Origin of the sequence: Litoreibacter janthinus (assembly GCF_900111945.1) — a bacterium.
Classification (GTDB): domain Bacteria; phylum Pseudomonadota; class Alphaproteobacteria; order Rhodobacterales; family Rhodobacteraceae; genus Litoreibacter; species Litoreibacter janthinus.
The window spans coordinates 3,188,767-3,208,483 of sequence record NZ_FOYO01000001.1; the positions used below are offsets into that span (position 1 = coordinate 3,188,767).

The following is a 19,717-nucleotide window of genomic DNA, read 5'->3' on the forward strand; positions in this document are numbered from 1 at the left end:
GTGTTATCCGAGGGTTCGAGGGCCAATATGCCCTGAGAGGCATAAGTTATGCAACGAGGCTAAGATATGAAACAGTTCCTTAAGGTTTTGGGCATTTGCGCCCTGCCCCTTTCGATGGCAGCACCACAAATTGCGGCGGCAAGCGGCACAACCGATGCGAAGTTTTCTGTCTCGATCCGCGGGCTGACTGCTGGATCGCTGACCATCAAAGGCAAAGAGGCCGGAAACTCCTATAACGCGTCAGGCGTGCTACAAAGTGGGGGGCTTGTTGGTTTGGTGGCCAAGGTAAAATACACCGCGTCTTCCAGCGGGTCGGTTTCGGGGAGCAACTTCAGCCCGACGCGATATGACGAAAAGGCGGACACCGGCAAGCGCAAGTCATCAGCGTCTATTACCTACAAGGGCGGCATTCCGATGGTGTCCGACTTCACGCCGGGTCCGAACACGGTCCAGCCTTCGACCCAGAAAGGCACCGTCGACCCGATGACGGCGCTCTATGCTGCGTTTCGCGACGTGGACGCGGCGGAGGTCTGTAAACTGAACGTTAAAATGTATGACGGCAAGCGTCGGTCTCAGGTGAAACTGGCAACGCCCCGCGCCGAGGGCGATATGATCAAATGCGACGGTGAATACCGCCGACTCGCAGGGTTTTCGGCCGAGGATATGGCAGAGAAGTCGCGCTTTCCGTTCAACCTGTTCTACGCCAAGACGGCAGAAGGTCGATATCGGGTTGAGAAAGTCGTAACCCAGACTCTTTATGGCAACGCGGTGATGAAGCGGAAATAGACGCGGTCGCGCAAGCGCGGTATGCGGGGCCATGAGCCTTCCAATTGAAGATGTTGTTGACGCCCTTGTTGGTCACATGACCGACGGGGGCGTTTGCGTTTTGCAGGCCCCACCCGGTGCGGGTAAGACGACGCGGGTACCATTGGCTCTGCTAGAGGCAGGCGCATATGACGGCCGCCTGATCATGCTGGAGCCGCGACGTCTGGCGACCCGCGCCGCCGCCGAGCGGATGGCGCAGACCTTGGGCGAGCCAGTCGGTCAAACCGTCGGCTACCGCATGCGCGGCGAGGCAAAAGTGTCGAAAGCCACGCGGATCGAGGTCGTGACCGAAGGCATCCTGACACGTATGATCCAAAGCGACCCTGAGCTTTCTGGCGTCGGATGCGTGGTGTTCGACGAATTCCATGAACGGTCGCTTAATGGTGACTTGGGGCTGGCCTTGGTCTGGGAAGCACGCGGGGCGTTGCGGCCAGATCTGAAACTGATGGTCATGTCGGCCACCTTGGACGCAGAACCCGTCGCGGAATTATTGGGCAACGCCCCCGTGGTAACATCCGACGGGCGGGCGCATCCGGTGGAAACCCGCTGGCTGGACCGCCCCTTGCACAAAGACATTCGGTTCGAAACGGCGGCAGCAGACCTCGTCAACCGCACGGTCAGCGAGACCACGGGCGGGGTTTTGGTATTCCTCCCTGGAGAAGGAGAAATCCGCCGCGTGATGGGCGCACTGACCGTCCCAAAAGGCGCAGCCGTGCGCCCGCTATTCGGCGCGTTGCCGTTCAAAGAGCAACGCGCGGCGATTGCGCCGGAAGAGGGCGTGCGCAAAATTGTGCTGGCGACATCAATTGCCGAAACCTCCCTGACGATTGAAGACGTGCGCGTCGTCGTCGACGCAGGCCGTGCGCGGCGGGCACGGTTCGATCCCGGATCGGGAATGTCGAGATTGGTCACGGAAAAAGTATCACGTGCGGAGGCCACCCAACGCCAAGGCCGCGCAGGGCGCGTCCAACCGGGCATATGCTACCGGTTGTGGACCCGGGCGGAGGAAGGCGCATTGCCCGCGTTCCCGCCCGCAGAGATTGAGGCGGCAGACCTGACGGGACTCGCACTTGAGCTGGCCAACTGGGGAGCCGCGCCACAGGATCTGGCCTTTCTCACCCCACCGCCCGAAGGCGCGTTCGCGGAAGCGCAAGCCCTGCTCGAGATGTTGGGCGCGTTAGATGCTGGACGGATCACTGAACACGGGCGCACGCTCGCCGCCATGCCATTGCACCCGCGTTTGGGGCACATGCTGGCAAACTCAGGCACGGGCGGGCCAGCCTTGGCCGCACTTCTGGGCGAACGTGACCCGTCAGGGCGTGCGGCAGGAACTGATATGTCCGCACGAATGAAACTGCTGAACGGCGCAGTACCACCGCAGGTCAACCGCGGCGTGGTGGAACGGGTGCGCGCGGAGGCCAAACGACTGAGCCGATTTGCTGGCGGCACCGAACGCAGCTTGGGCGAGATGGCAGCGCTCGCCTACCCCGACCGCATCGGATTGCGACGCCCGGGCAAGGATGCGCGTTACGTCCTGTCGGGCGGCAAAGGCGCCGTGATCGACGGAGGTGACACGTTGGCAGGGCAACGGCTGATTGTGGCTCTGGATTTGGACGGCGATGCACGAGAAGCCAAGGTGCGGCTGGCTTGTGCGATAAGCGAGGCAGAGCTGCGTGAGCTTTACGCTGGTCAGATCACTTGGGTTGAACTGTGCGAGTGGTCCAAACGTGACCGGAAGGTGCTGGCCCGCCGGCAGGAACGGTTCGGGGCTTTGATCTTGGACGACCGCGCGTGGAAAGACGCCGACCCCGATCATATCGCGCAAGCCATGCTGGACGGAGTTCGGCAATTGGGATTGGCATCGCTCAATTGGTCGAAAGCCGCCAGATACCTGCGGGCGCGAGTTTTGTACATGCGCGAAGGCATGCCGGACTGGTCGGACGAGGCGCTGCTCCACACCCTCGAAGACTGGCTGTTGCCGTATCTAAGCGGTATGCGGTCCGTCGAAGACCTGAAAGGTGTAGACGTTGCCGAAGCATTGCGCGCGAAGTTGAACTGGGACCAAATGCAAGCCTTGGATGGCGGCGCCCCTGCAAAATTCACTACACCTTTGGGCCGCGATCTCGCGCTGGATTATGCGGATGGCACCCCTGCCCTTGAAGTGCGATTGCAAGAAATGTTTGGCGTCACGCAACACCCGCGTACTGGACCGGATCGCCTCCCTTTGAAAATCACCCTGCTGTCCCCTGCCTCACGCCCTGTGCAAGTGACAACCGACTTGCCAGGGTTCTGGGCAGGATCTTACGCCGATGTCCGCAAGGACATGCGGGCGCGGTATCCGCGCCACCCTTGGCCGGAAGATCCGACCGTCGCGGACCCGACTTTGCGCGCAAAACCGCGCGGGACGTAAGCGGGCTGGACAGTGCGGCCGCTACCGCTAGTGTCTGATATGACCTAAATTGGAGGCCCGCATCATGACCCTTGGCAACAGCAAATTCGGTACGGCTCAACCTGTCAAACGGCGTGAGGACACGCGGTTTCTGACTGGCGATGGCAACTACCTTGACGACACGGTGCCAGCCGGAACGCTGTTCGGATACGTGTTCCGCTCCTCCGTTGCTCATGCCGAGATCACCGAGTTGGATGTCACTGACGCAGAGGCCGCGGACGGCGTGCATCTGGTGCTGACGGCAGACAGTTTTGAAGACGCAGGTGGCGTCAATAAGATGGGCGCTTCGATTATTACAAACCGAGACGGCACCCAAGGTGCTGCCCCTGTCCGACCGATTCTGGCAAAAGGGCGCGTGCGTTTCGTGGGCGAGCCGATTGCCATGGTCGTGGCAGACAGTCTTGAGCAGGCGAAGGACGCCGCGGAACTGATCGGTTTCGATTACAACGACCTGCCCGTTCACATGGACCTGTCAGAAGGCGGCCCTGCCATTCATCCCGAGGCACCAGATAATGTCGCCTATGACTGGGGGATCGGCGACGCGGAGAAGACCGACGCCGCGTTCAAGGCGGCCGCGTTCACCACAAAAGTCGAGATCGGCGACAACCGGATCATCGCAAATTCCATGGAGCCGCGCGGCTGTTGGGCGGCCGTCGAAGATAACCGCTTGCATGTGGCCTATTCAGGCCAAGGGGTTTGGGGGCTGAAAGGCTCGCTTGCCTCGACGCTTGGCATCGACAAGAAAGACGTTCATGTGACCACGCCTGATGTCGGCGGCGGCTTCGGGATGAAGGCGTTCGACTACCCTGAGTATTTCCTCGTCGCACAAGCAGCCCGCTCACTGAACCGCCCCGTCCGGTGGCAAGCAGATCGCACGGAATCCATGCTGTCTGACAATGCGGGCCGCGATCTGGTGTCCACCGCTGAACTGGCCTTTGACAAGAACCACAAAATCATCGGTTACCGCGTAAACGCGGTCAGCAACATGGGCGCTTATAACTCAACCTTCGCGCAATTCATCCAAAGCGACTTGGCCTCCAAGGTGTTGATGGGTGTCTACGATGTGCAGGCAGCATATTTTTCGAACCAGGGCATTTACACCAACACCACCCAAGTCGATGCCTATCGAGGCGCAGGCCGCCCCGAGGCGATTTATGTGCTAGAGCGCGCCATCGATTACGCCGCGCGGGAGTTGGGCGTGGACGCACTGGAGCTGCGACGCAAAAACTTCATTGCCGCGGACAAGTTCCCCTACACCTCCGCCACCGGCGAACTCTATGACGTGGGGGACTTCCACAAAGTGCTGCAACGCGCGGAGGAAGAGGCGGACATGTCAGGCTTCGCGGAACGCAAAGCTGGGTCAGCCAAGGCTGGAAAACTGCGCGGGCTTGGGGTGTGCTACTACATCGAAAGTATCCTTGGCAGTCCCGATGAAACCGCCCATGTGGAGTTCGCAGATACAGGCCGCGTTAACCTTTACGTAGGCACCCAAAGCAACGGCCAGGGTCACGAGACGGTTTATGCCCAGATGCTGCACGAATACACAGGCATTGATCCGGACTTGATCGACATCATCCAAGGCGACAGTGACCTGATCGCCAAGGGTGGTGGCACCGGCGGGTCACGCTCTGTCACCACGCAAGGAACGGCGAACAAGGCTGTCGCAGAAAAAACCATCGACACCTTCCGCCCGTTTGTCGCTGAGCAGTTGGGTGTGCCCGAGGTGGCCTTCGAGGACGGATCTTTCCGTGCCGAAGGCTCCAACACGGTTATGACGCTGATCGAGGCGGCGGAGGTGGCCCGCACCGAAGGCCGCGATGACCTACTCAACATCTCGGCCAGCACGACATTGCCGGGCCGCTCCTACCCAAATGGCTGCCACGTCGCAGAGGTCGAGATTGATCCGGACACCGGCCTGACCGAAGTGGTGAAATATACCGTCGTGGACGATTTCGGCGTGTTGATGAACCCGATGATGGCCGAAGGTCAGGTGCATGGCGGTGTCGTTCAAGGCATTGGCCAAGCGATCAGCGAACACGTGGTCTATGACGAGGACGGCCAGCTTCTGACCGCCACGTTCATGGATTACGGAATGCCCCGCGCGGCAGACATGCCGATGATCCAGTTCCATTCCGAACCTGTGCCGTCCACGGCCAACGTGCTTGGCATGAAAGGCTGCGGCGAGGCTGGGACCGTCGGCGCTTTGGCCGCCGTTGCCAACGGCGCGCTAGATGCAATGTGGGAGCGTGGCGTGCGCCGCGCTGACATGCCCTTCACGCCCCAGCGGGTCTGGCAAATGATTGGCGACGCATAGATGTGTAACGCCTCTGGCAGCGCAATTTGCACCGTTCAAATTGAGAACGCTCGAACCCGAGTGACGGAATGGCGCTTCAAGAAGCGCGGGGACAATACCGGCTGGCACAGGCATGAGCACGACTATGTCGTTGTCCCGCTTTTTGATGGCACTTTGGAGATTAAGCTGCCCGAAGGAGAGGTCATAACGGCGCCGATGCAAAACGGCGTCCCCTACTTTCGCAAACTGGGTATCGAGCATGACGTGCTCAGCGCCAATGACTTCGAGTGCGCGTTCATCGAGATCGAGCTTCTGGAATCCCCAAGCGATGGCACGTGACCAAAAAGACAAACCCGACCTAGACGCCGCCTATGCGCTGGAAACGCCAGACGATAACCGTCAGCTTTATGGCAAATGGGCCGAGACCTATGATCAAAGCTTCGCACAACAGATGGACTACCAACTGCCTGCCCACGTGGCACGGGTTTTCGCCGAATTGGGAGGCGTCGGACCTGTCTTGGATGTGGGGGCGGGCACAGGATTGCTTGCCGAAGCCTTGCGCCCTATCAGCGACGTGAAAATCGACGCGCTTGATCTGTCCGCCGATATGCTGGCAGTCGCGGGCAGGAAAGGGATCTACCGCGATCTGATTGTCGGCGATCTGACGAAAGCACTGCCGATTGAGGCCGGGCAATATGGTGGCGTGGTCAGCTCCGGCACGTTCACGCATGGCCATGTCGGGCCGGAGGTATTGGATCAGCTCCTGACCTTTGCCAGCACAGGCGCGTTGTTCGTCCTGTCGGTCAATGCCGAGCATTTCGAGGCGCGCGGGTTCGAGGCAAAGTTCAAAGCACTTGGCGACAAGATCGATGATTTCCACATTCGCACCGTGTCCATATATGGCGCGGGTACCGATGAGGCGCATTCGAAGGACAAGGGGCATCTCGCGGTGTTTCGCCGGATGTAACACCCATGAAGAATATGTGAAACGCCTTGACTGGAAGCAGTTAGAAGTTCCTCCTAGTGTTTCTAAAAGGTTCGAATTGGAGTGAGTAACGTGCGCTGGTATAAGGGAATGGAAAGGCTCGGCGGATATGTCCGCCCCATGTCTGACCGCCTCAAATCCCTTGTTGGCTTCGGTCCAGAGCCGCGCTCGCTTCACCCGAAGGCCACGCGCGGGCCGGTCACCCATGTGATCATTCTGGACGGCACCATGTCGACGTTGGAACGTGGTTTTGAGACACATGCAGGCATGACCTTCCGGCTGCTGTCCGAAATGTCCCCGAACAAAGCCGTTTCCCTGAAATACGAAGCTGGCATTCAATGGCAGGGCCTGCGGCGCGCCATCGACGTGATGGTCGGGGTCGGAATCAACAGCCAGATCCGCCGTGCTTACGGGTTCATTGCTTCGCGCTACCGGCCCGGCGATCGAATTTTCCTCTTTGGGTATTCACGTGGTGCCTATGCCGTGCGCAGTCTCGCGGGCGTTATCGACCAAGTTGGATTGCTACGCGCCGACTGCGCCACCGAGCGCAACGTGCGTCAGGCCTATCGCCACTACCGCATGGCACCGACTTCAACGGCCTGCAAAGCGTTCCACCAAGAGTTTTGTCACGAAGAAGCCAACATCGAAATGATTGGAATCTGGGATACGGTCCGCGCCCTCGGATTCCGCGCTCCATTCCTGTGGCGCTTTTCGCCGGTTGAACACCAATTTCACAACCACACCCTCGGCTGTTCAGTTAAACATGGCTACCACGCCTTGGCCCTGAACGAGACTCGTCGCGTATTCGAACCCGTGTTGTGGGAAAGCCGCGATGGCTACAAGGGCGTGCTGGAACAGGTTTGGTTCAAGGGTGCGCATGGCGATGTCGGCGGACACTTAATGGGCTACGACAAGGCGCGGCCGCTGGCCAATATCTCGCTCGTCTGGATGCTGGAGAAGGCAGAGATGTGCGGCCTCCCCCTGCCCGATAAATGGCGCACGCGGTTCCCCCGAGATATCGACGCGCCCTCCGTTGGCACTTGGCGGCAATGGGGAAAACTCTTCTGGCAACGCCGCGCGCGTGTGGTCGGGCGCGATCCGTCTGAACGGCTTCATGAAAGTGTAATTAACGGCCCGCAGGCGTTTGTTCCCGCGACCAAGTCGCAGATGAAGGCCGTTTCGCGCGGATAAAGCGCGACCTCCCTAACTTCGAAAACACGACAGCCCTGTCCCTGTGCACTGGCTTGGCCAAAGCAAAGGGGGTGACAGCTTGGATACGCTATCGCCCGCCACACCAGCATTGGGCTACTTGGATTTTATCCGCGCCACCCACGAGCACGCGATCCTGCCGCAGGAAGATACATTCGATGGCTACAATCTTTTTTACCGCGGGCAAGCGGTGAAGGTAGAGGAGGCCGAGGACGACAAGGCGACCGACAGAATCCAACCCGGCCAAATGAGTTTGCATCACGGGCTGACAATTCACGGTTTGGGCCCCAATGCTCTTACAATCGCCGCATCGCCGCCGTCGTGTGATACATGCGTCCCGTGCGGTTCCCACGGAAGCCAAAAAGTGTCATGCTGGCGCGGGGACGTCTCAACCGAAAACGACGTCTACAGGGGAGCTCCAACCACAAGATGCACGGGCCTTAAGCATGACCCGCCGTCGCTAGGCCCAGCACGCCAACAAGAATAAGCGACAGCGCCCAGATAGCCTCCAAATCAAACCAGCTTTGACGCAGGAACTTCAGCCCGAGCCAACGATACACGGCGTAAGCCACCCCGCCCCCCGCAATGAGCATGGCGCCAGTATGAACGACGGTGACGCCGATCAGGATGCCACCGTTGCGCAACAACAGCTCCGACACGGCCAGATGCCCGCCCTCCAACTCCTCCGGGCCGCACAGGCCCAGATAGATCGGCACCAGCATCAAGGCCGCGCCATGCACGATAGCCACCAGAAATGACCACAACGCCAAGCGGTGAGGTGGTACGCGTGACAGGAACCTTGGATGACGGCGGGTGATCAACAGGTATAGCCCTAGGGCGATCACTAGAAGGCCAGCCCCAAGACGCAACTCCCGCTCATAAGTCAGGATCGAGCTGAGGGCCGAGAACGGCAACAAGATGAGCACCATCGCGGCGAAATGCCCAACGGCCAATGCCGCGAGCGAACGGAACAAGGCCGCTGGTTTACTTTCCATCAACGCTTGGGAAACCGCCAAAGGCCAACCCATTCCGGGGTTCAACCCATGATACAAACCGCTGAGCACCACGGCGAACCAGAGACCCGCCGTGGATGTAACCAGATCAGCCAACTAAATGCCCGACCTAGACATTCGGATAACAGAAGCTATCGGTCGAACAGTCCCCTCCTTCCAGCCGAATTTGGTGACTGCGGTAGCCTTTGGGGAAGTCGACGTAGAAATCCTCGGCCAGTGTCAGCCCGCCATTCTCGCCGACATGGGCCATGACCATTTGCCCGCCTTCGTCGTTGGGGTAGAATTGGTCATCCCATGTCGAATAGAGCGAGTTCGTCCAATAAACCCGTTTGCCGTCGCGGCTGATCTCGACCATCTGCGGCCCGTAGGCAAACGGCTTGCCGTTGGGGTGAGCGGTCTTGGTAACAATGCCCCCCAGATCAACTTTGCCCGCCAACTTGGGTTTCATCGGATCAGACACATCGTATTGGTGCATCTCGCCCAAGCCCCAGCACGCCACGTAAAGGAACCGGTCATCAAGGCTTAGATCGATATCCGTCACCAATGGCGGAACCGCTCCGAAGCCTTTCAGCAAGTCAGGCAGGACATCTGCATCCGCGGGGACGGGGTCAATGGTGATCGTTTTCTTGGCTTCGAATGTGCCGTCCTCTTTGCGCCACCACGTAAAGATCGCGCCTTGCAGGTTGGTGGTGTCCACCACGACGCCGCAGAACCCATATTCCTTTACGGGGTCGTGGGCAGGCCGGATTTCCAGTGCCATCTGATGATTCTCGCCCAGATCGATGGATTGCACGCATTTTCGGGCCCGCAGGTCCCAAAAATGAATCGTATGGCCATATTTGTTGGACAACAGATCTTCCGCCACGATGCCGTTCTCGAATTGCGGTGGCAGACCCCATTCGCTTGACACCATGTAGTCGCGCGGCAGGTTCCACCAAAAGTCATAGTGCTTGTCCTGAATGCCGCGCTCCATCTCGTAGCGGCCGAGGATCTCAAATGTCTGGCAGTCCATGATGAAGATACCGGGCGGGCCATCGGTCCCGTCCTTACCTCCGCCACCCAAAGTCGAGACATAAATCCCCTCAGGACCGCAGTGGATCGTGTGCGGGCGGGAATAGCCTGTCTTCGCAAACAGCTCTTCCGGCTCGATAATTTTGTGGATCTTGGCCTTCAGCGGTTCCTTCACATCGATAATGTAAATGCGCGATGACCGTATGCCGGGGATGATCAGGTAGCGCCGCTCTAGGAATGCGTGGCCCGTCAGCGGCGACAATGCCGAAGAACAGGCGTTCCAGCCGAAATGGTGAAACTCGTCACCCAGATTTGGCATAAACAGCGAATGTAAAATCTCGCCATAGGTGTTGGATTTGGGGTCAACGTCGACGACTGCCAGCCCGTCGGGTTGCATGCCATCGGGGCTCAACATCAAAGTAAAAGCGAGCGTCTCGGTCGGCCCCTCCATCGCCATTTTAGCAGAGGGGTAGAAAGTAGGATCAGGTCTCAGATTCATGAATTTAGTCCTCCCATAAACTCTTCGCGCCAGAATTCAGCAGCGGCGCCTTAATTGTCTGACAATTGAGCGCGTAGATTTCCCTCACGTCAACAGAATTCAAAGCTGCGATGCAGAAACCGGAATGCTTTCGCCGATCCAGCGACGAAAGCCATGTGCAAACTTTCTGCTTCTTTGCTGTGCGTTTTGAGGTCACACTTTCCGAAAGCCCCAGCCGTGGAGAAACACTTATGGAAACAGTCAAATTCACCGCAATGAAAGATGGTGACAAGGAAGACTATGACTTCCTGACCGAACATGAGATTGAGTATACCAAAGGCACTGCCGACAGACTGCTAACGGCGCTGGTTTCCCTCGACGAAAGCCTGTCGGGCTACCAGATCACCCGCCTTGGCCATTCATTACAATCGGCAACGCGGGCGGAGCGCGACGGGGCGGACACAGATTGGATCGTGTCAGCCCTGCTCCATGACATCGGTGACATCTTCGCCCCTTACAACCACGACGAATACGCCGCCACGATCCTGAAGCCCTTTGTCAGAGAACAATGCACATGGGTGGTCGAAAAGCACGGTGATTTCCAGATGGTCTATTACGGCGAACATGTCGGCGCCGACCCGCACAAGCGCGAAGCCTATAGGGAGCACCCCTACTTTGAAGATTGCGCCACCTTCTGTGAACGCTGGGATCAGTCGTCGTTCGATCCCGCCTATGACACCCTTCCGTTGGAGCATTTCCGCGCACGGGTGCACGAGGTATTCGCCCGCACGCCCTATGACCCAGACGTCCTACGAGCGGGCGTGCGCGAGCCGCTGACTGTATAGGCCCTTTTCCTCAGCCTCCCCGTTCGGTAGATGATCCTCAACCCGATATGAGGACGAAGATCATGGCGATGGAAAAGACTTTTAACGCAGCAGAAGCCGAAAGCCGCCTTTACGCCGCTTGGGAAAAAGCCGGATGCTTCACTGCTGGGGCGAACGCCAAGCGGGCGGAAACCTTCTGTATCATGATCCCGCCCCCGAATGTCACCGGCGTCCTGCACATGGGCCACGCGTTTAACAACACGCTGCAAGACATCCTGATCCGCTGGAAACGCATGCAGGGCTATGACACCCTCTGGCAGCCCGGCACAGACCACGCCGGCATCGCCACTCAGATGGTCGTTGAGCGCCAGCTGGCCGAAAGTGGCGAACCCAAGCGCGTCGAGCTTGGCCGCGAGAAGTTCCTTGAAAAAGTCTGGGACTGGAAAGCCGAAAGCGGTGGCACCATCCGCGACCAACTCAAGCGCCTCGGCGCGTCCTGCGACTGGTCGCGCGAGGCCTTCACTATGTCCGGCGCCCCCGGCGCACCCGACACGGCCCAAGGCAATTTCCACGACGCCGTCATCAAAGTCTTCGTCGAGATGTACAACAAAGGCCTGATCTACCGCGGCAAGCGGCTGGTCAATTGGGACCCGCACTTCGAGACCGCGATCTCTGATCTGGAGGTCGAGAACATCGAGACCCCCGGTCACATGTGGCACTTCAAATACCCGCTGGCCGGTGGCGAAACCTATGAATATGTGGAGAAGGACGAGGACGGCAACGTCACCTTGCGCGAGACCCGCGACTACATCTCCATCGCCACCACGCGCCCCGAAACCATGCTGGGCGACGGCGCTGTTGCCGTTCACCCGTCGGATGACCGTTATGCGTCAATCGTTGGAAAACTATGTGAAATTCCTGTTGGCCCGAAAGAGCTTCGCCGCCTGATCCCAATCATCACTGACGAATATCCAGATAAGGATTTCGGCTCCGGTGCGGTGAAAATTACAGGCGCTCATGACTTTAACGACTACCAAGTTGCCAAGCGCGGCGGCATTCCGATGTACAACCTGATGGATACCAAAGCCGCAATGCGCACCGACGGCAAAGCTTATGCCGAGGAGGCTGCAACAGCCCAAGCCATTGCGAACGGCGAGCAGGAATTCGACGAAGCGATGATCGCCGCGATGAACCTTGTGCCGGAAGCCTACCGCGGCATGGACCGTTTCGAGGCCCGTAAAGCCGTCGTCGATGACATCACCGCAGAGGGCCTCGCCGTCATGGTCTCCGTCCCCGTCATCGACGAGGAGGATGGGCAGGAAAGCTCCAAGCTGATCCCTTACGTCGAGAACAAGCCGATCATGCAGCCCTTCGGCGATCGCTCCAAGGTAGTGATCGAGCCGATGCTGACGGACCAATGGTTCGTGGAGACCGACAAAATCGTCGGCCCCGCACTGGATGCGGTGCGCAAAGGCGATGTCAAAATCATGCCCGAAAGCGGCGAAAAAGTGTATTACAACTGGCTCGACAATATTGAGCCATGGTGCATCTCGCGTCAGCTGTGGTGGGGCCACCAGATCCCTGTCTGGTATGGCTTCGATCTGAACGCTACCGGCTTCACAGACGACGAGAACGACGGCGATCTGGATTCTGTCGAGCTTGGCCGCCTGCTGACAAATGATGCCATCGCCGCCAATCCCGACGTCTATCACTGCGCCCCCGAATTCGCAGGCGTGACCGACCAGTTTGATGACATCCTCGCAAAGCTGCCAATGCCGCTGAACCACGCGCGTCCAATTGAAGTCGCCGACCGCACCGAAGCGCTGCACCAGTTCGCAGAAGGTCTGGCAGAGTACAATGTCACACAGGATCCGACCAAGCTGGTCTACCCGATCTGGCGGGATGCAGATGTGCTCGACACATGGTTCTCCTCCGGTCTTTGGCCCATCGGTACGCTCGGCTGGCCCGACGACACGGAGGCCCTGAAGAAGTACTTCCCGACCTCCACGTTGATCACTGGCCAGGACATCCTGTTCTTCTGGGTTGCGCGCATGATGATGATGCAACTGGCCGTCGTGGACGAAATCCCGTTCGACACGGTCTACCTGCATGGCCTCGTCCGCGACGCCAAGGGCAAGAAGATGTCGAAATCCACCGGCAACGTGGTCGATCCGCTGGAAATCATCGACGAGTTCGGTGCCGACGCACTGCGCTTCACTAATGCGGCTATGGCGTCCTTGGGTGGCGTGCTGAAAATGGACATGCAGCGCATCGCGGGTTATCGCAATTTTGGCACCAAACTGTGGAACGCTGTGCGCTTTGCGGAGATGAACGAGGTCTACGCTTCTGCGCCGCCCGCCTCCGCTCCGGACGCCACGCAAACAGTGAACCGCTGGATCATCGGCGAAACGGCCAAAGCCCGCATGGACGTGGACGCCGCGCTGGAGGCTTACCGCTTCAACGATGCTGCCTCGACCCTGTATTCCTTCGTCTGGGGCAAGGTCTGCGATTGGTACGTGGAATTCTCAAAACCGCTGCTGCTGGATGGCACCGACGCCCAGAAGGCCGAAACCCGCGCCACAATGGGCTGGGTGCTGGACCAGTGTATGACCCTGCTCCACCCGATCATGCCCTTTATCACTGAGGAGCTGTGGGGTGAAACCGCAAAGCGAGACACGATGCTGGTCCACCAAGATTGGCCCACCTACGGCGCGGAGCTGATCAACGCCGACGCAGATCGCGAGATGAACTGGGTAATCTCCCTGATCGAAACAGTGCGCTCTGCGCGTGGCGAGATGCATGTGCCTGCGGGTCTCAAAGTGCCATTGGTGCAGGTCGATCTTGACGATGCCGGTCGCATCGCCTTCGCCAACAACGACGCGTTGATCCTGAAGCTTGCGCGCATCGATAGCGTCTCTGAAGGCAGCGCGCCGAAGGGCTCTGTCACGATCCCAGTGGCGGGCGGCAATTTCGCCCTGCCCCTCGCTGGCATCATTGATGTGGACGAGGAAAAAGCTCGTTTGGAGAAAACGCTGGGCAAGCTGGCCAAAGAACTCGGCGGCCTACGTGGCCGGTTGAACAATCCCAAATTCGCCCAAAGTGCGCCCGCCGATGTGGTCGAGGAAGCCCGCGAAAATCTCGCCGCACGCGAGGACGAGGAAAGCAAACTGAAAGCCGCCCTCGCGCGACTGGCTGAACTTGGTTAACTTCTCGTTTCCATTTGGTCCCAAATACTCAAACCATGCCGCCTGCATCAGGTGAAACGACTTGAGTATTTTTAACCAAATGGAAACCAGAATCGCGTTTTCCTAGACGTCCGGTACAGGCTGGAGAGCCGATGACCGGACCGGATGGAGACCGCCAAGCGCGATCTTCGGAGTGCGGCTGGGGAGCACCCCAGTCGCCTCTTTTTTTGGTTTACTTTTTGGACATACCGCGCATTACGGCTGCCATTTGGTCAGGCTTACCAATTAGGGCCGCCTGTTCGACAGATTCCGCCATCAATATGTTGGCCGTTATCCCACTTTGGGCCTCAGTGACAAGGCGCTTGGCCGCGCGAATAGCGCTCGGACTTTGGTCGGCGATCTGGCGCGCCAGCTCCATTGCCCGCGCAAGCGGGTCTTGCGCCACCTCTGTGACCAAACCCCAAGTCAGTGCCTGCTCCGCCTCCACTATTTCGGCGGTGTAGGTCAACCTGCGCAAAACATCCTCTCGCAGGACCTGCGGAAACAAGGCCATGCCGCCCATGTCGGGCACGAGGCCCCATTTCATCTCCATGATCGACAGCTTCGTCGCTGGTGCCGCGATGCGCATATCTGCGGCGATTGCCAGTTGCATCCCCGCGCCAAAGCAAACCCCATGCAGCGCCGCGATGACTGGCACTTCCAGCTTGCGCCATGCGAGCGAGAACTCCTGAAACCGGTTCGCCTCGCCATGGGTTCGACGAATGATCACCTCCTCCATGTCCTGACCCAGAAGGCTGGACAAAGACGTGATGTCGATCCCCGCACAAAACGCGCGGCCCTCGCCAGCTATTACGACGCAGTTTACATCCGCGTCGCGCAAGGCGTCCGCAGCAGCGAGAACTTCGTCCAGCATATCCAGTGAAATGGCGTTCATCTTGTCGGGGCGGTTTAACGTGACCCGAGCGATGCCGTCGGCGATGTCTGTCGTAACTAAGCTCATGGCGGGAAGCGTAATCGCAAGCCGCCAGTCAGGCCAGAGTTACCTAACGACGCGTTCCACGGCCCGCATCATGCCCAGCGCCTTGTCGTAGACAAGCTCCAGAATAACGCGCGGTTTGCGTGCCTTGATGGCGAGCGGCACGGCACGGCTTGCGCCCGTAGCCAAAGTGGCGGCCATGAAGCCGCGGCGTGTGAGGTGTGGCATGGATGAACCCTCCGTGCTTGTTAGATGGGAACAAACTCCGCCTCTTGCAAGTGCGGGTAAAAGCCGATCAAACTCCAGCCCATGAAAAGACCGCCCCTCACCCCGCTCGCCGATAGCCTCCCCGCCTCTGTCCCGTTTGTCGGGCCTGAAGCTCTTGAGCGCGCCGGTGGGGCGCCCTTCAAAGCCCGCCTAGGGGCCAATGAAAGCGTCTTTGGGCCTTCTCCCAAGGCAATTGCCGCGATGAAAGACGCGGCCTCGGAGGTTTGGCAATATGGCGACCCCGAAAGCCATGATCTGCGTCACGCATTGGCAGCGCATCACGGTGTGGCGCATGACAACGTTATGGTGGGCGAAGGCATCGACGGCCTTTTGGGGTATCTCGCACGACTTTTCGTAGGCCAAGGCACCGCAGTTGTCACATCGGCTGGCGCCTATCCCACCTTCAACTACCACGTCGCAGGTTTTGGGGGTCAGTTGCACATGGTTCCCTATCGCGACGATCGCGAAGATCCAGACGCCTTGCTAGCAAAAGCCCGCGAGACTGGGGCGAGGCTGATCTACTTCGCCAACCCCGACAATCCGATGGGAAGCTGGCACGACGCGGTTGCCGTGCAGCGGATGATCGACGCCGTTCCAGAAGACTGCCTGCTGATCCTTGACGAAGCCTATATCGAACTGAGCCCCGATGGCACCGCACCGGCGCTAGACATGTCCAACCCCAACGTGATCCGTATGCGCACCTTTTCCAAGGGGCATGGCATGGCGGGCGCACGGGTGGGCTACGCTTTGGGCGAGGCGGAAAACATCAACGCCTTCCACAAAATCCGCAATCACTTCGGCATGTGCCGCATTAGTCAGGCAGGCGCGTTGGCCGCGTTGGGGGATCAGGACTACCTGTCCGAAATTCGCGCAAAGGTCGCCGCGTCGCGGGAGCGGATTGCAAACATCGCGCGCGACAACGGGCTGACCCCCCTGCCCTCCGCCACCAACTTTGTAGCTGTGGACTGCGGCAAGGATGGCGACTTTGCGCGCAAGGTTTTGGCGGGATTACTAGAGCAAGGTCTGTTTGTGCGGATGCCATTCGTCGCCCCGCAAGACCGCGCGATCCGCATCAGCTGCGGCACAGAGCAAGACATGAAGCTGCTGGGCGACGCTCTCCCAAAAGCGCTGAGCGCCGCGAGTTAACGAAAACGCGACTTTTCTTTGCCAAAAGCCACGCTAGGCTCATGCACGGAAAGAAAGGATGCACCGATGTCGACGCCACCCGGACGGGTTGAAGACTACACCAAGCCGTTTCTGGTCATGGCCTTCGTGGTCATCTTCACCGGACTGTTCATTCTCTGGGCAGCGTTTGGCTATGTGATTTCTCTGGTTACCAGCCTGTTTTTGCATATCGCGCTCGGGTTTATCCCCAAACGCGAATAGCTATTGTCCCGCGCACACCGCTGAAGCTGCCTCCAGCGCGCCCGCGCCATGGGGGACGTCCAAGGCCTTGAACGCTGCGTCGATAGAGCCAAGTGTTCCCATCAGCATATGAGCGTTCACGTGCCCCATGTGACCGATGCGGAAGAACCCATCGGACTGCGGGTCCTCGTCTGTCGCCATACCAAGGCCGATGCCAAGCGTCAGCCCCGCCTGATCGGTGACCCAGTCGCGCAACCTAGCACCGTGTGGCGCGCCGATGCGCAGCGAGGTCACAGCGTTACTGCGTGCGGCCGTGTCCGCGATGTTCAGTTCCAGCGGACCAGCCTGCCCCCAAACATCACAGGCCGCCCATAAGGCGCGGGCCAAGGTCGCATGGCGGGCCAAGACATTATCCAGCCCTTCTTCGTGTACGATCATGTCCAATGCCACCCGCAGCCCGTAGAGGTGATGCGTCGGCGCGGTGCCGCAGGAAATCTGGTAATACATCTCGGGATCGGCACGCGGCTTCCAGTCCCAATAGGCCGACACGCGTTCCATCTTGTCGCGCGCCGCAGCAGCTTTAGCGTTGAAAAACACAAAGCACATACCCGGCGGCACCATCAGCCCCTTCTGGCTTCCCGTAACCAAGATGTCGACGCCCCAGGCGTCCATTTGCATATCATCACAGCCAAGGCAGGCGATACTGTCTACGATAAGCAACGCCGAATGCGCGGCCGCATCCATCGCAGCACGGATCGCCGCAAGATCGGACTTGGCAGAGCTTGCAGTATCAACCTGAACCACGAGAACGGCCTTGATCTTGTGATCTGTATCGGCGCGCAAGGCGTCCTCAACTGCTTGAGGATCAATCGGCGCTCGCCGACCGAAATCCAGATGCTCGACGACCAAACCGCGTTTCTCGGCAGTGACACCCCAACCGAGCGAGAATTGCGCTGCCCCGGGGATCAGAACCTTGTCGCCGGGGGCGAGCACATTGGCCAAAGACGCTTCCCAAGCGGCATGACCGTTCCCGATATACAAGGCGACCTGACCCGCAGTCTTCGCGACGACTTTCAGATCGGGAAACAGGGAGTAAGTGAGATCCACCAATTCACCTGTATAGATATTCGGCGCGGGCCGGTGCATCGCCTGCAAAACACGTTCCGGCATAACGGACGGTCCCGGAATGGCCAGCGTATGACGACCATGGGACAGGTTAGGCAGATTAGACATGAAACGGACCTTTTGGAAACAAGAGCAACAGCTTGGCGTCAAGACGTAGAGGCGACCGCAGGGGGCGTCAATTCGCTATCCGTGACGTGGACTATCAGCCTTTGTGATACCGTTTGGACAGATCCGACGGGTCAGCCCCGAAGCTGTAGCGCGTCAAAGTGCCAAAGTTGCGCAGGCTTTGGCGCAACCAGCCGTTGCGCTCATATCGCTCTGCCCCTGTCGCGGCATATGTGTCGAGCAATCGGAGGCGGCCCTTCAAAGCTCGTGCCATGGCCACGTCTTCCATCAATGGCTGGTCAGGATAGCCCCCTGTATACTCATATAAGGCGCGCGACATCATCAGTCCCTGATCTCCGTAAGGCAGGTTCAACGCCGCGCTGCGCATATTCGCCCAGGTTGCGACTAAACGTGGCGCGATACCTTTGGCGCGGAACTTCAGGCGGAAAGCGGCTGCAAGATTTGGATGCGCTTCGCGGTGTGTTGCCGCCGCCCCCACCCAATCTGGAGCAAGTCGCGTGTCAGCATGCAGGAATAGCAGCCATTCCCCTTTGGCGGCCTCCGCTCCGCGATGGAGCTGTCCGCCACGCCCCTTGGGGCCAGTGACAACAACAGCGCCTGCTTCTTCTGCGATTTTGACGGTGTCATCCCCACTGCCACCATCAGACACGATCAGGTCGCGGATCATCCCGACCTCCAACCCCGGCAATAGCGAATTTAGGGTCGCGGGCAACTGAGGGGCCGCGTTCAGGGTCGGGATCACAATGGAAAACGGTGCAGACATATCGGGGCTGTTATACCCACCCCTGCCTCCTATATGACAGAGCTAAGAACAGATGGAGGACGAAATGCCAGACAGCACGCGCATGTTGATCGAAGTCACCGGCGGGGACCGCGTGGAATTCCTGCAAGGTCTGGTCACCAATGATTTGGCGAAACTATCTGAAGGCTTGGTCTATGCAGCACTGTTGACCCCTCAAGGTAAATTTCAGGTCGATTTTTTCTTGGTGCCCTGGAAGGATGCGATTCTCATCGACGTGGCTGCACCCTATGGCGACGCGCTGATGCGACGGCTGACCTTCTACAAGCTACGTGCTGATGTGAAGCTTCACGAATTGAAGGCTGATGTGACACGCGGAGTAAATGATATGCCGCAAGGTGCATTCTCCGACCCCCGCCATGATGCGCTCGGCTGGCGCGCCTACGGGCCTGGCTTCGCGTTCGAAGAGCAACCCGATATCGATTGGGACGCCATCCGCGTTGCCCATTGCATCCCCGAGATCGGCATCGAACTCATCCCCGATGATAGCTTTATTCTGGAAGTGGGCTTTGAGCGCTTGCACGGCGTCGATTTCCGCAAAGGCTGCTATGTCGGCCAAGAGGTCACGGCCCGCATGAAACACAAGACCGAGCTGCGCAAGGGGCTGGCATTGGTCGACATTAAGGGCGCGGCCCCGGTGGGAACCCCGATCGACGCACATAACAAGGCAGTTGGCACTCTCTACAGCCAGTCCGGTGGCCGCGCGATTGCGTATCTGCGCTTTGACCGCGCGACCGAGGGCATGACGGCGGGAGACGCCACTGTGTCCTACCAACGCGACTGAATA

Annotated in this window: 17 protein-coding genes; 11 read left to right on the forward strand and 6 right to left on the reverse strand. The window is 59.1% G+C overall.

Features of this window, described 5'->3' with window-relative positions; translation table 11 throughout:
• The first annotated feature begins 66 nt into the window (after nucleotides 1-66).
• The 6 genes from BM352_RS15980 (at nucleotide 67) to BM352_RS16005 (ending at nucleotide 7,743) form a co-directional block, all read left to right on the forward strand.
• Nucleotides 67-786 carry a DUF3108 domain-containing protein gene (locus tag BM352_RS15980; protein WP_090218850.1) on the forward strand — a complete coding sequence of 240 codons (720 nt, stop codon included), beginning with the start codon at nucleotides 67-69 and terminating at the stop codon, nucleotides 784-786.
• A gap of 31 nt (nucleotides 787-817) precedes the next feature.
• Entirely contained in the window at nucleotides 818-3,235 is a 2,418-nt protein-coding gene (gene hrpB / locus BM352_RS15985; protein ID WP_090218851.1) for an ATP-dependent helicase HrpB, read from the forward strand.
• 64 nt (nucleotides 3,236-3,299) lie between these two features.
• On the forward strand, nucleotides 3,300-5,588 hold the full coding sequence (locus BM352_RS15990; RefSeq protein WP_090218852.1) for a xanthine dehydrogenase family protein molybdopterin-binding subunit: 2,289 nt from the start codon (nucleotides 3,300-3,302) through the stop codon (nucleotides 5,586-5,588).
• Between the two features lie 60 nt (nucleotides 5,589-5,648).
• Entirely contained in the window at nucleotides 5,649-5,906 is a 258-nt protein-coding gene (locus tag BM352_RS15995; protein WP_245781008.1) for a cupin domain-containing protein, read from the forward strand.
• On the forward strand, nucleotides 5,896-6,534 hold the full coding sequence (locus BM352_RS16000) for a class I SAM-dependent DNA methyltransferase (protein WP_090218855.1): 639 nt from the start codon (nucleotides 5,896-5,898) through the stop codon (nucleotides 6,532-6,534). The genes BM352_RS15995 and BM352_RS16000 overlap by 11 nt, the downstream gene beginning before the upstream one ends.
• A 138-nt stretch (nucleotides 6,535-6,672) precedes the next feature.
• Entirely contained in the window at nucleotides 6,673-7,743 is a 1,071-nt protein-coding gene (locus tag BM352_RS16005) for a DUF2235 domain-containing protein (RefSeq protein WP_090218857.1), read from the forward strand.
• A 458-nt stretch (nucleotides 7,744-8,201) separates the two neighbouring features.
• On the opposite strand, the gene BM352_RS16015 is transcribed toward BM352_RS16005, so the two are convergent.
• Both BM352_RS16015 and BM352_RS16020 read right to left on the reverse strand, forming a co-directional pair.
• A complete protein-coding gene (locus BM352_RS16015) occupies nucleotides 8,202-8,870 on the reverse strand; it encodes a hypothetical protein (RefSeq protein WP_090218862.1) in 669 nt (222 codons plus the stop codon).
• A gap of 13 nt (nucleotides 8,871-8,883) precedes the next feature.
• Nucleotides 8,884-10,284, reverse strand: a complete 1,401-nt coding sequence (locus BM352_RS16020; protein ID WP_090218864.1) for a selenium-binding protein SBP56-related protein — start codon at nucleotides 10,282-10,284, stop codon at nucleotides 8,884-8,886.
• A gap of 230 nt (nucleotides 10,285-10,514) precedes the next feature.
• On the opposite strand from BM352_RS16020, the gene BM352_RS16025 reads away from it, so the two are divergent.
• Nucleotides 10,515-11,108, forward strand: coding sequence for an HD domain-containing protein (locus tag BM352_RS16025; protein ID WP_090220357.1), 594 nt, complete (start codon nucleotides 10,515-10,517; stop codon nucleotides 11,106-11,108).
• 62 nt (nucleotides 11,109-11,170) lie between these two features.
• A complete protein-coding gene (locus tag BM352_RS16030) occupies nucleotides 11,171-14,293 on the forward strand; it encodes a valine--tRNA ligase (RefSeq protein ID WP_090218866.1) in 3,123 nt (1,040 codons plus the stop codon).
• A 211-nt stretch (nucleotides 14,294-14,504) separates the two neighbouring features.
• On the opposite strand, the gene BM352_RS16035 is transcribed toward BM352_RS16030, so the two are convergent.
• Together BM352_RS16035 and BM352_RS16040 are read right to left on the reverse strand one after the other, a co-directional pair.
• Entirely contained in the window at nucleotides 14,505-15,272 is a 768-nt protein-coding gene (locus tag BM352_RS16035) for a crotonase/enoyl-CoA hydratase family protein (protein WP_090218869.1), read from the reverse strand.
• A gap of 39 nt (nucleotides 15,273-15,311) precedes the next feature.
• Nucleotides 15,312-15,476 carry a Tat pathway signal protein gene (locus tag BM352_RS16040; RefSeq protein WP_090218871.1) on the reverse strand — a complete coding sequence of 55 codons (165 nt, stop codon included), beginning with the start codon at nucleotides 15,474-15,476 and terminating at the stop codon, nucleotides 15,312-15,314.
• Between the two features lie 81 nt (nucleotides 15,477-15,557).
• Between BM352_RS16040 and BM352_RS16045 the strand changes: the two genes are divergently transcribed.
• Nucleotides 15,558-16,661, forward strand: coding sequence for a pyridoxal phosphate-dependent aminotransferase (locus tag BM352_RS16045; protein WP_090218873.1), 1,104 nt, complete (start codon nucleotides 15,558-15,560; stop codon nucleotides 16,659-16,661).
• 66 nt (nucleotides 16,662-16,727) lie between these two features.
• A complete protein-coding gene (locus BM352_RS19020; RefSeq protein ID WP_175500711.1) occupies nucleotides 16,728-16,901 on the forward strand; it encodes a hypothetical protein in 174 nt (57 codons plus the stop codon).
• Here BM352_RS19020 and BM352_RS16050 read toward each other — a convergent pair whose 3' ends face one another.
• Nucleotides 16,902-18,113 (reverse strand): pyridoxal-phosphate-dependent aminotransferase family protein, encoded by a 1,212-nt coding sequence (locus BM352_RS16050; protein WP_090218875.1) that lies wholly within the window; start codon nucleotides 18,111-18,113, stop codon nucleotides 16,902-16,904.
• Nucleotides 18,114-18,207: 94 nt separating this feature from the next.
• Nucleotides 18,208-18,894: a TIGR04283 family arsenosugar biosynthesis glycosyltransferase gene (locus BM352_RS16055; protein WP_090218877.1), complete on the reverse strand. Its 687-nt coding sequence runs from the start codon at nucleotides 18,892-18,894 to the stop codon at nucleotides 18,208-18,210.
• Between the two features lie 64 nt (nucleotides 18,895-18,958).
• Here BM352_RS16055 and ygfZ point away from each other — a divergent pair, with 64 nt between their 5' ends.
• A complete protein-coding gene (gene ygfZ, locus BM352_RS16060; RefSeq protein ID WP_090220359.1) occupies nucleotides 18,959-19,714 on the forward strand; it encodes a CAF17-like 4Fe-4S cluster assembly/insertion protein YgfZ in 756 nt (251 codons plus the stop codon).
• The last annotated feature ends 3 nt before the right edge of the window (nucleotides 19,715-19,717 follow it).

Excerpts from the sequence above, each read along its gene's own strand:
- BM352_RS15980 (WP_090218850.1), top strand. The coding sequence starts at position 67 with ATGAAACAGTTCCTTAAGGTTTTGGGCATTTGCGCCCTGCCCCTTTCG.
- hrpB (WP_090218851.1), top strand. The coding sequence starts at position 818 with ATGAGCCTTCCAATTGAAGATGTTGTTGACGCCCTTGTTGGTCACATG.
- BM352_RS15990 (WP_090218852.1), top strand. The coding sequence starts at position 3,300 with ATGACCCTTGGCAACAGCAAATTCGGTACGGCTCAACCTGTCAAACGG.
- BM352_RS16000 (WP_090218855.1), top strand. The coding sequence starts at position 5,896 with ATGGCACGTGACCAAAAAGACAAACCCGACCTAGACGCCGCCTATGCG.
- BM352_RS16005 (WP_090218857.1), top strand. The coding sequence starts at position 6,673 with ATGTCTGACCGCCTCAAATCCCTTGTTGGCTTCGGTCCAGAGCCGCGC.
- BM352_RS16020 (WP_090218864.1), bottom strand. The coding sequence starts at position 10,284 with ATGAATCTGAGACCTGATCCTACTTTCTACCCCTCTGCTAAAATGGCG.
- BM352_RS16025 (WP_090220357.1), top strand. The coding sequence starts at position 10,515 with ATGGAAACAGTCAAATTCACCGCAATGAAAGATGGTGACAAGGAAGAC.
- BM352_RS16030 (WP_090218866.1), top strand. The coding sequence starts at position 11,171 with ATGGCGATGGAAAAGACTTTTAACGCAGCAGAAGCCGAAAGCCGCCTT.
- BM352_RS16035 (WP_090218869.1), bottom strand. The coding sequence starts at position 15,272 with ATGAGCTTAGTTACGACAGACATCGCCGACGGCATCGCTCGGGTCACG.
- BM352_RS16040 (WP_090218871.1), bottom strand. The coding sequence starts at position 15,476 with ATGCCACACCTCACACGCCGCGGCTTCATGGCCGCCACTTTGGCTACG.
- BM352_RS16045 (WP_090218873.1), top strand. The coding sequence starts at position 15,558 with ATGAAAAGACCGCCCCTCACCCCGCTCGCCGATAGCCTCCCCGCCTCT.
- BM352_RS19020 (WP_175500711.1), top strand. The coding sequence starts at position 16,728 with ATGTCGACGCCACCCGGACGGGTTGAAGACTACACCAAGCCGTTTCTG.
- BM352_RS16050 (WP_090218875.1), bottom strand. The coding sequence starts at position 18,113 with ATGTCTAATCTGCCTAACCTGTCCCATGGTCGTCATACGCTGGCCATT.
- BM352_RS16055 (WP_090218877.1), bottom strand. The coding sequence starts at position 18,894 with ATGTCTGCACCGTTTTCCATTGTGATCCCGACCCTGAACGCGGCCCCT.
- ygfZ (WP_090220359.1), top strand. The coding sequence starts at position 18,959 with ATGCCAGACAGCACGCGCATGTTGATCGAAGTCACCGGCGGGGACCGC.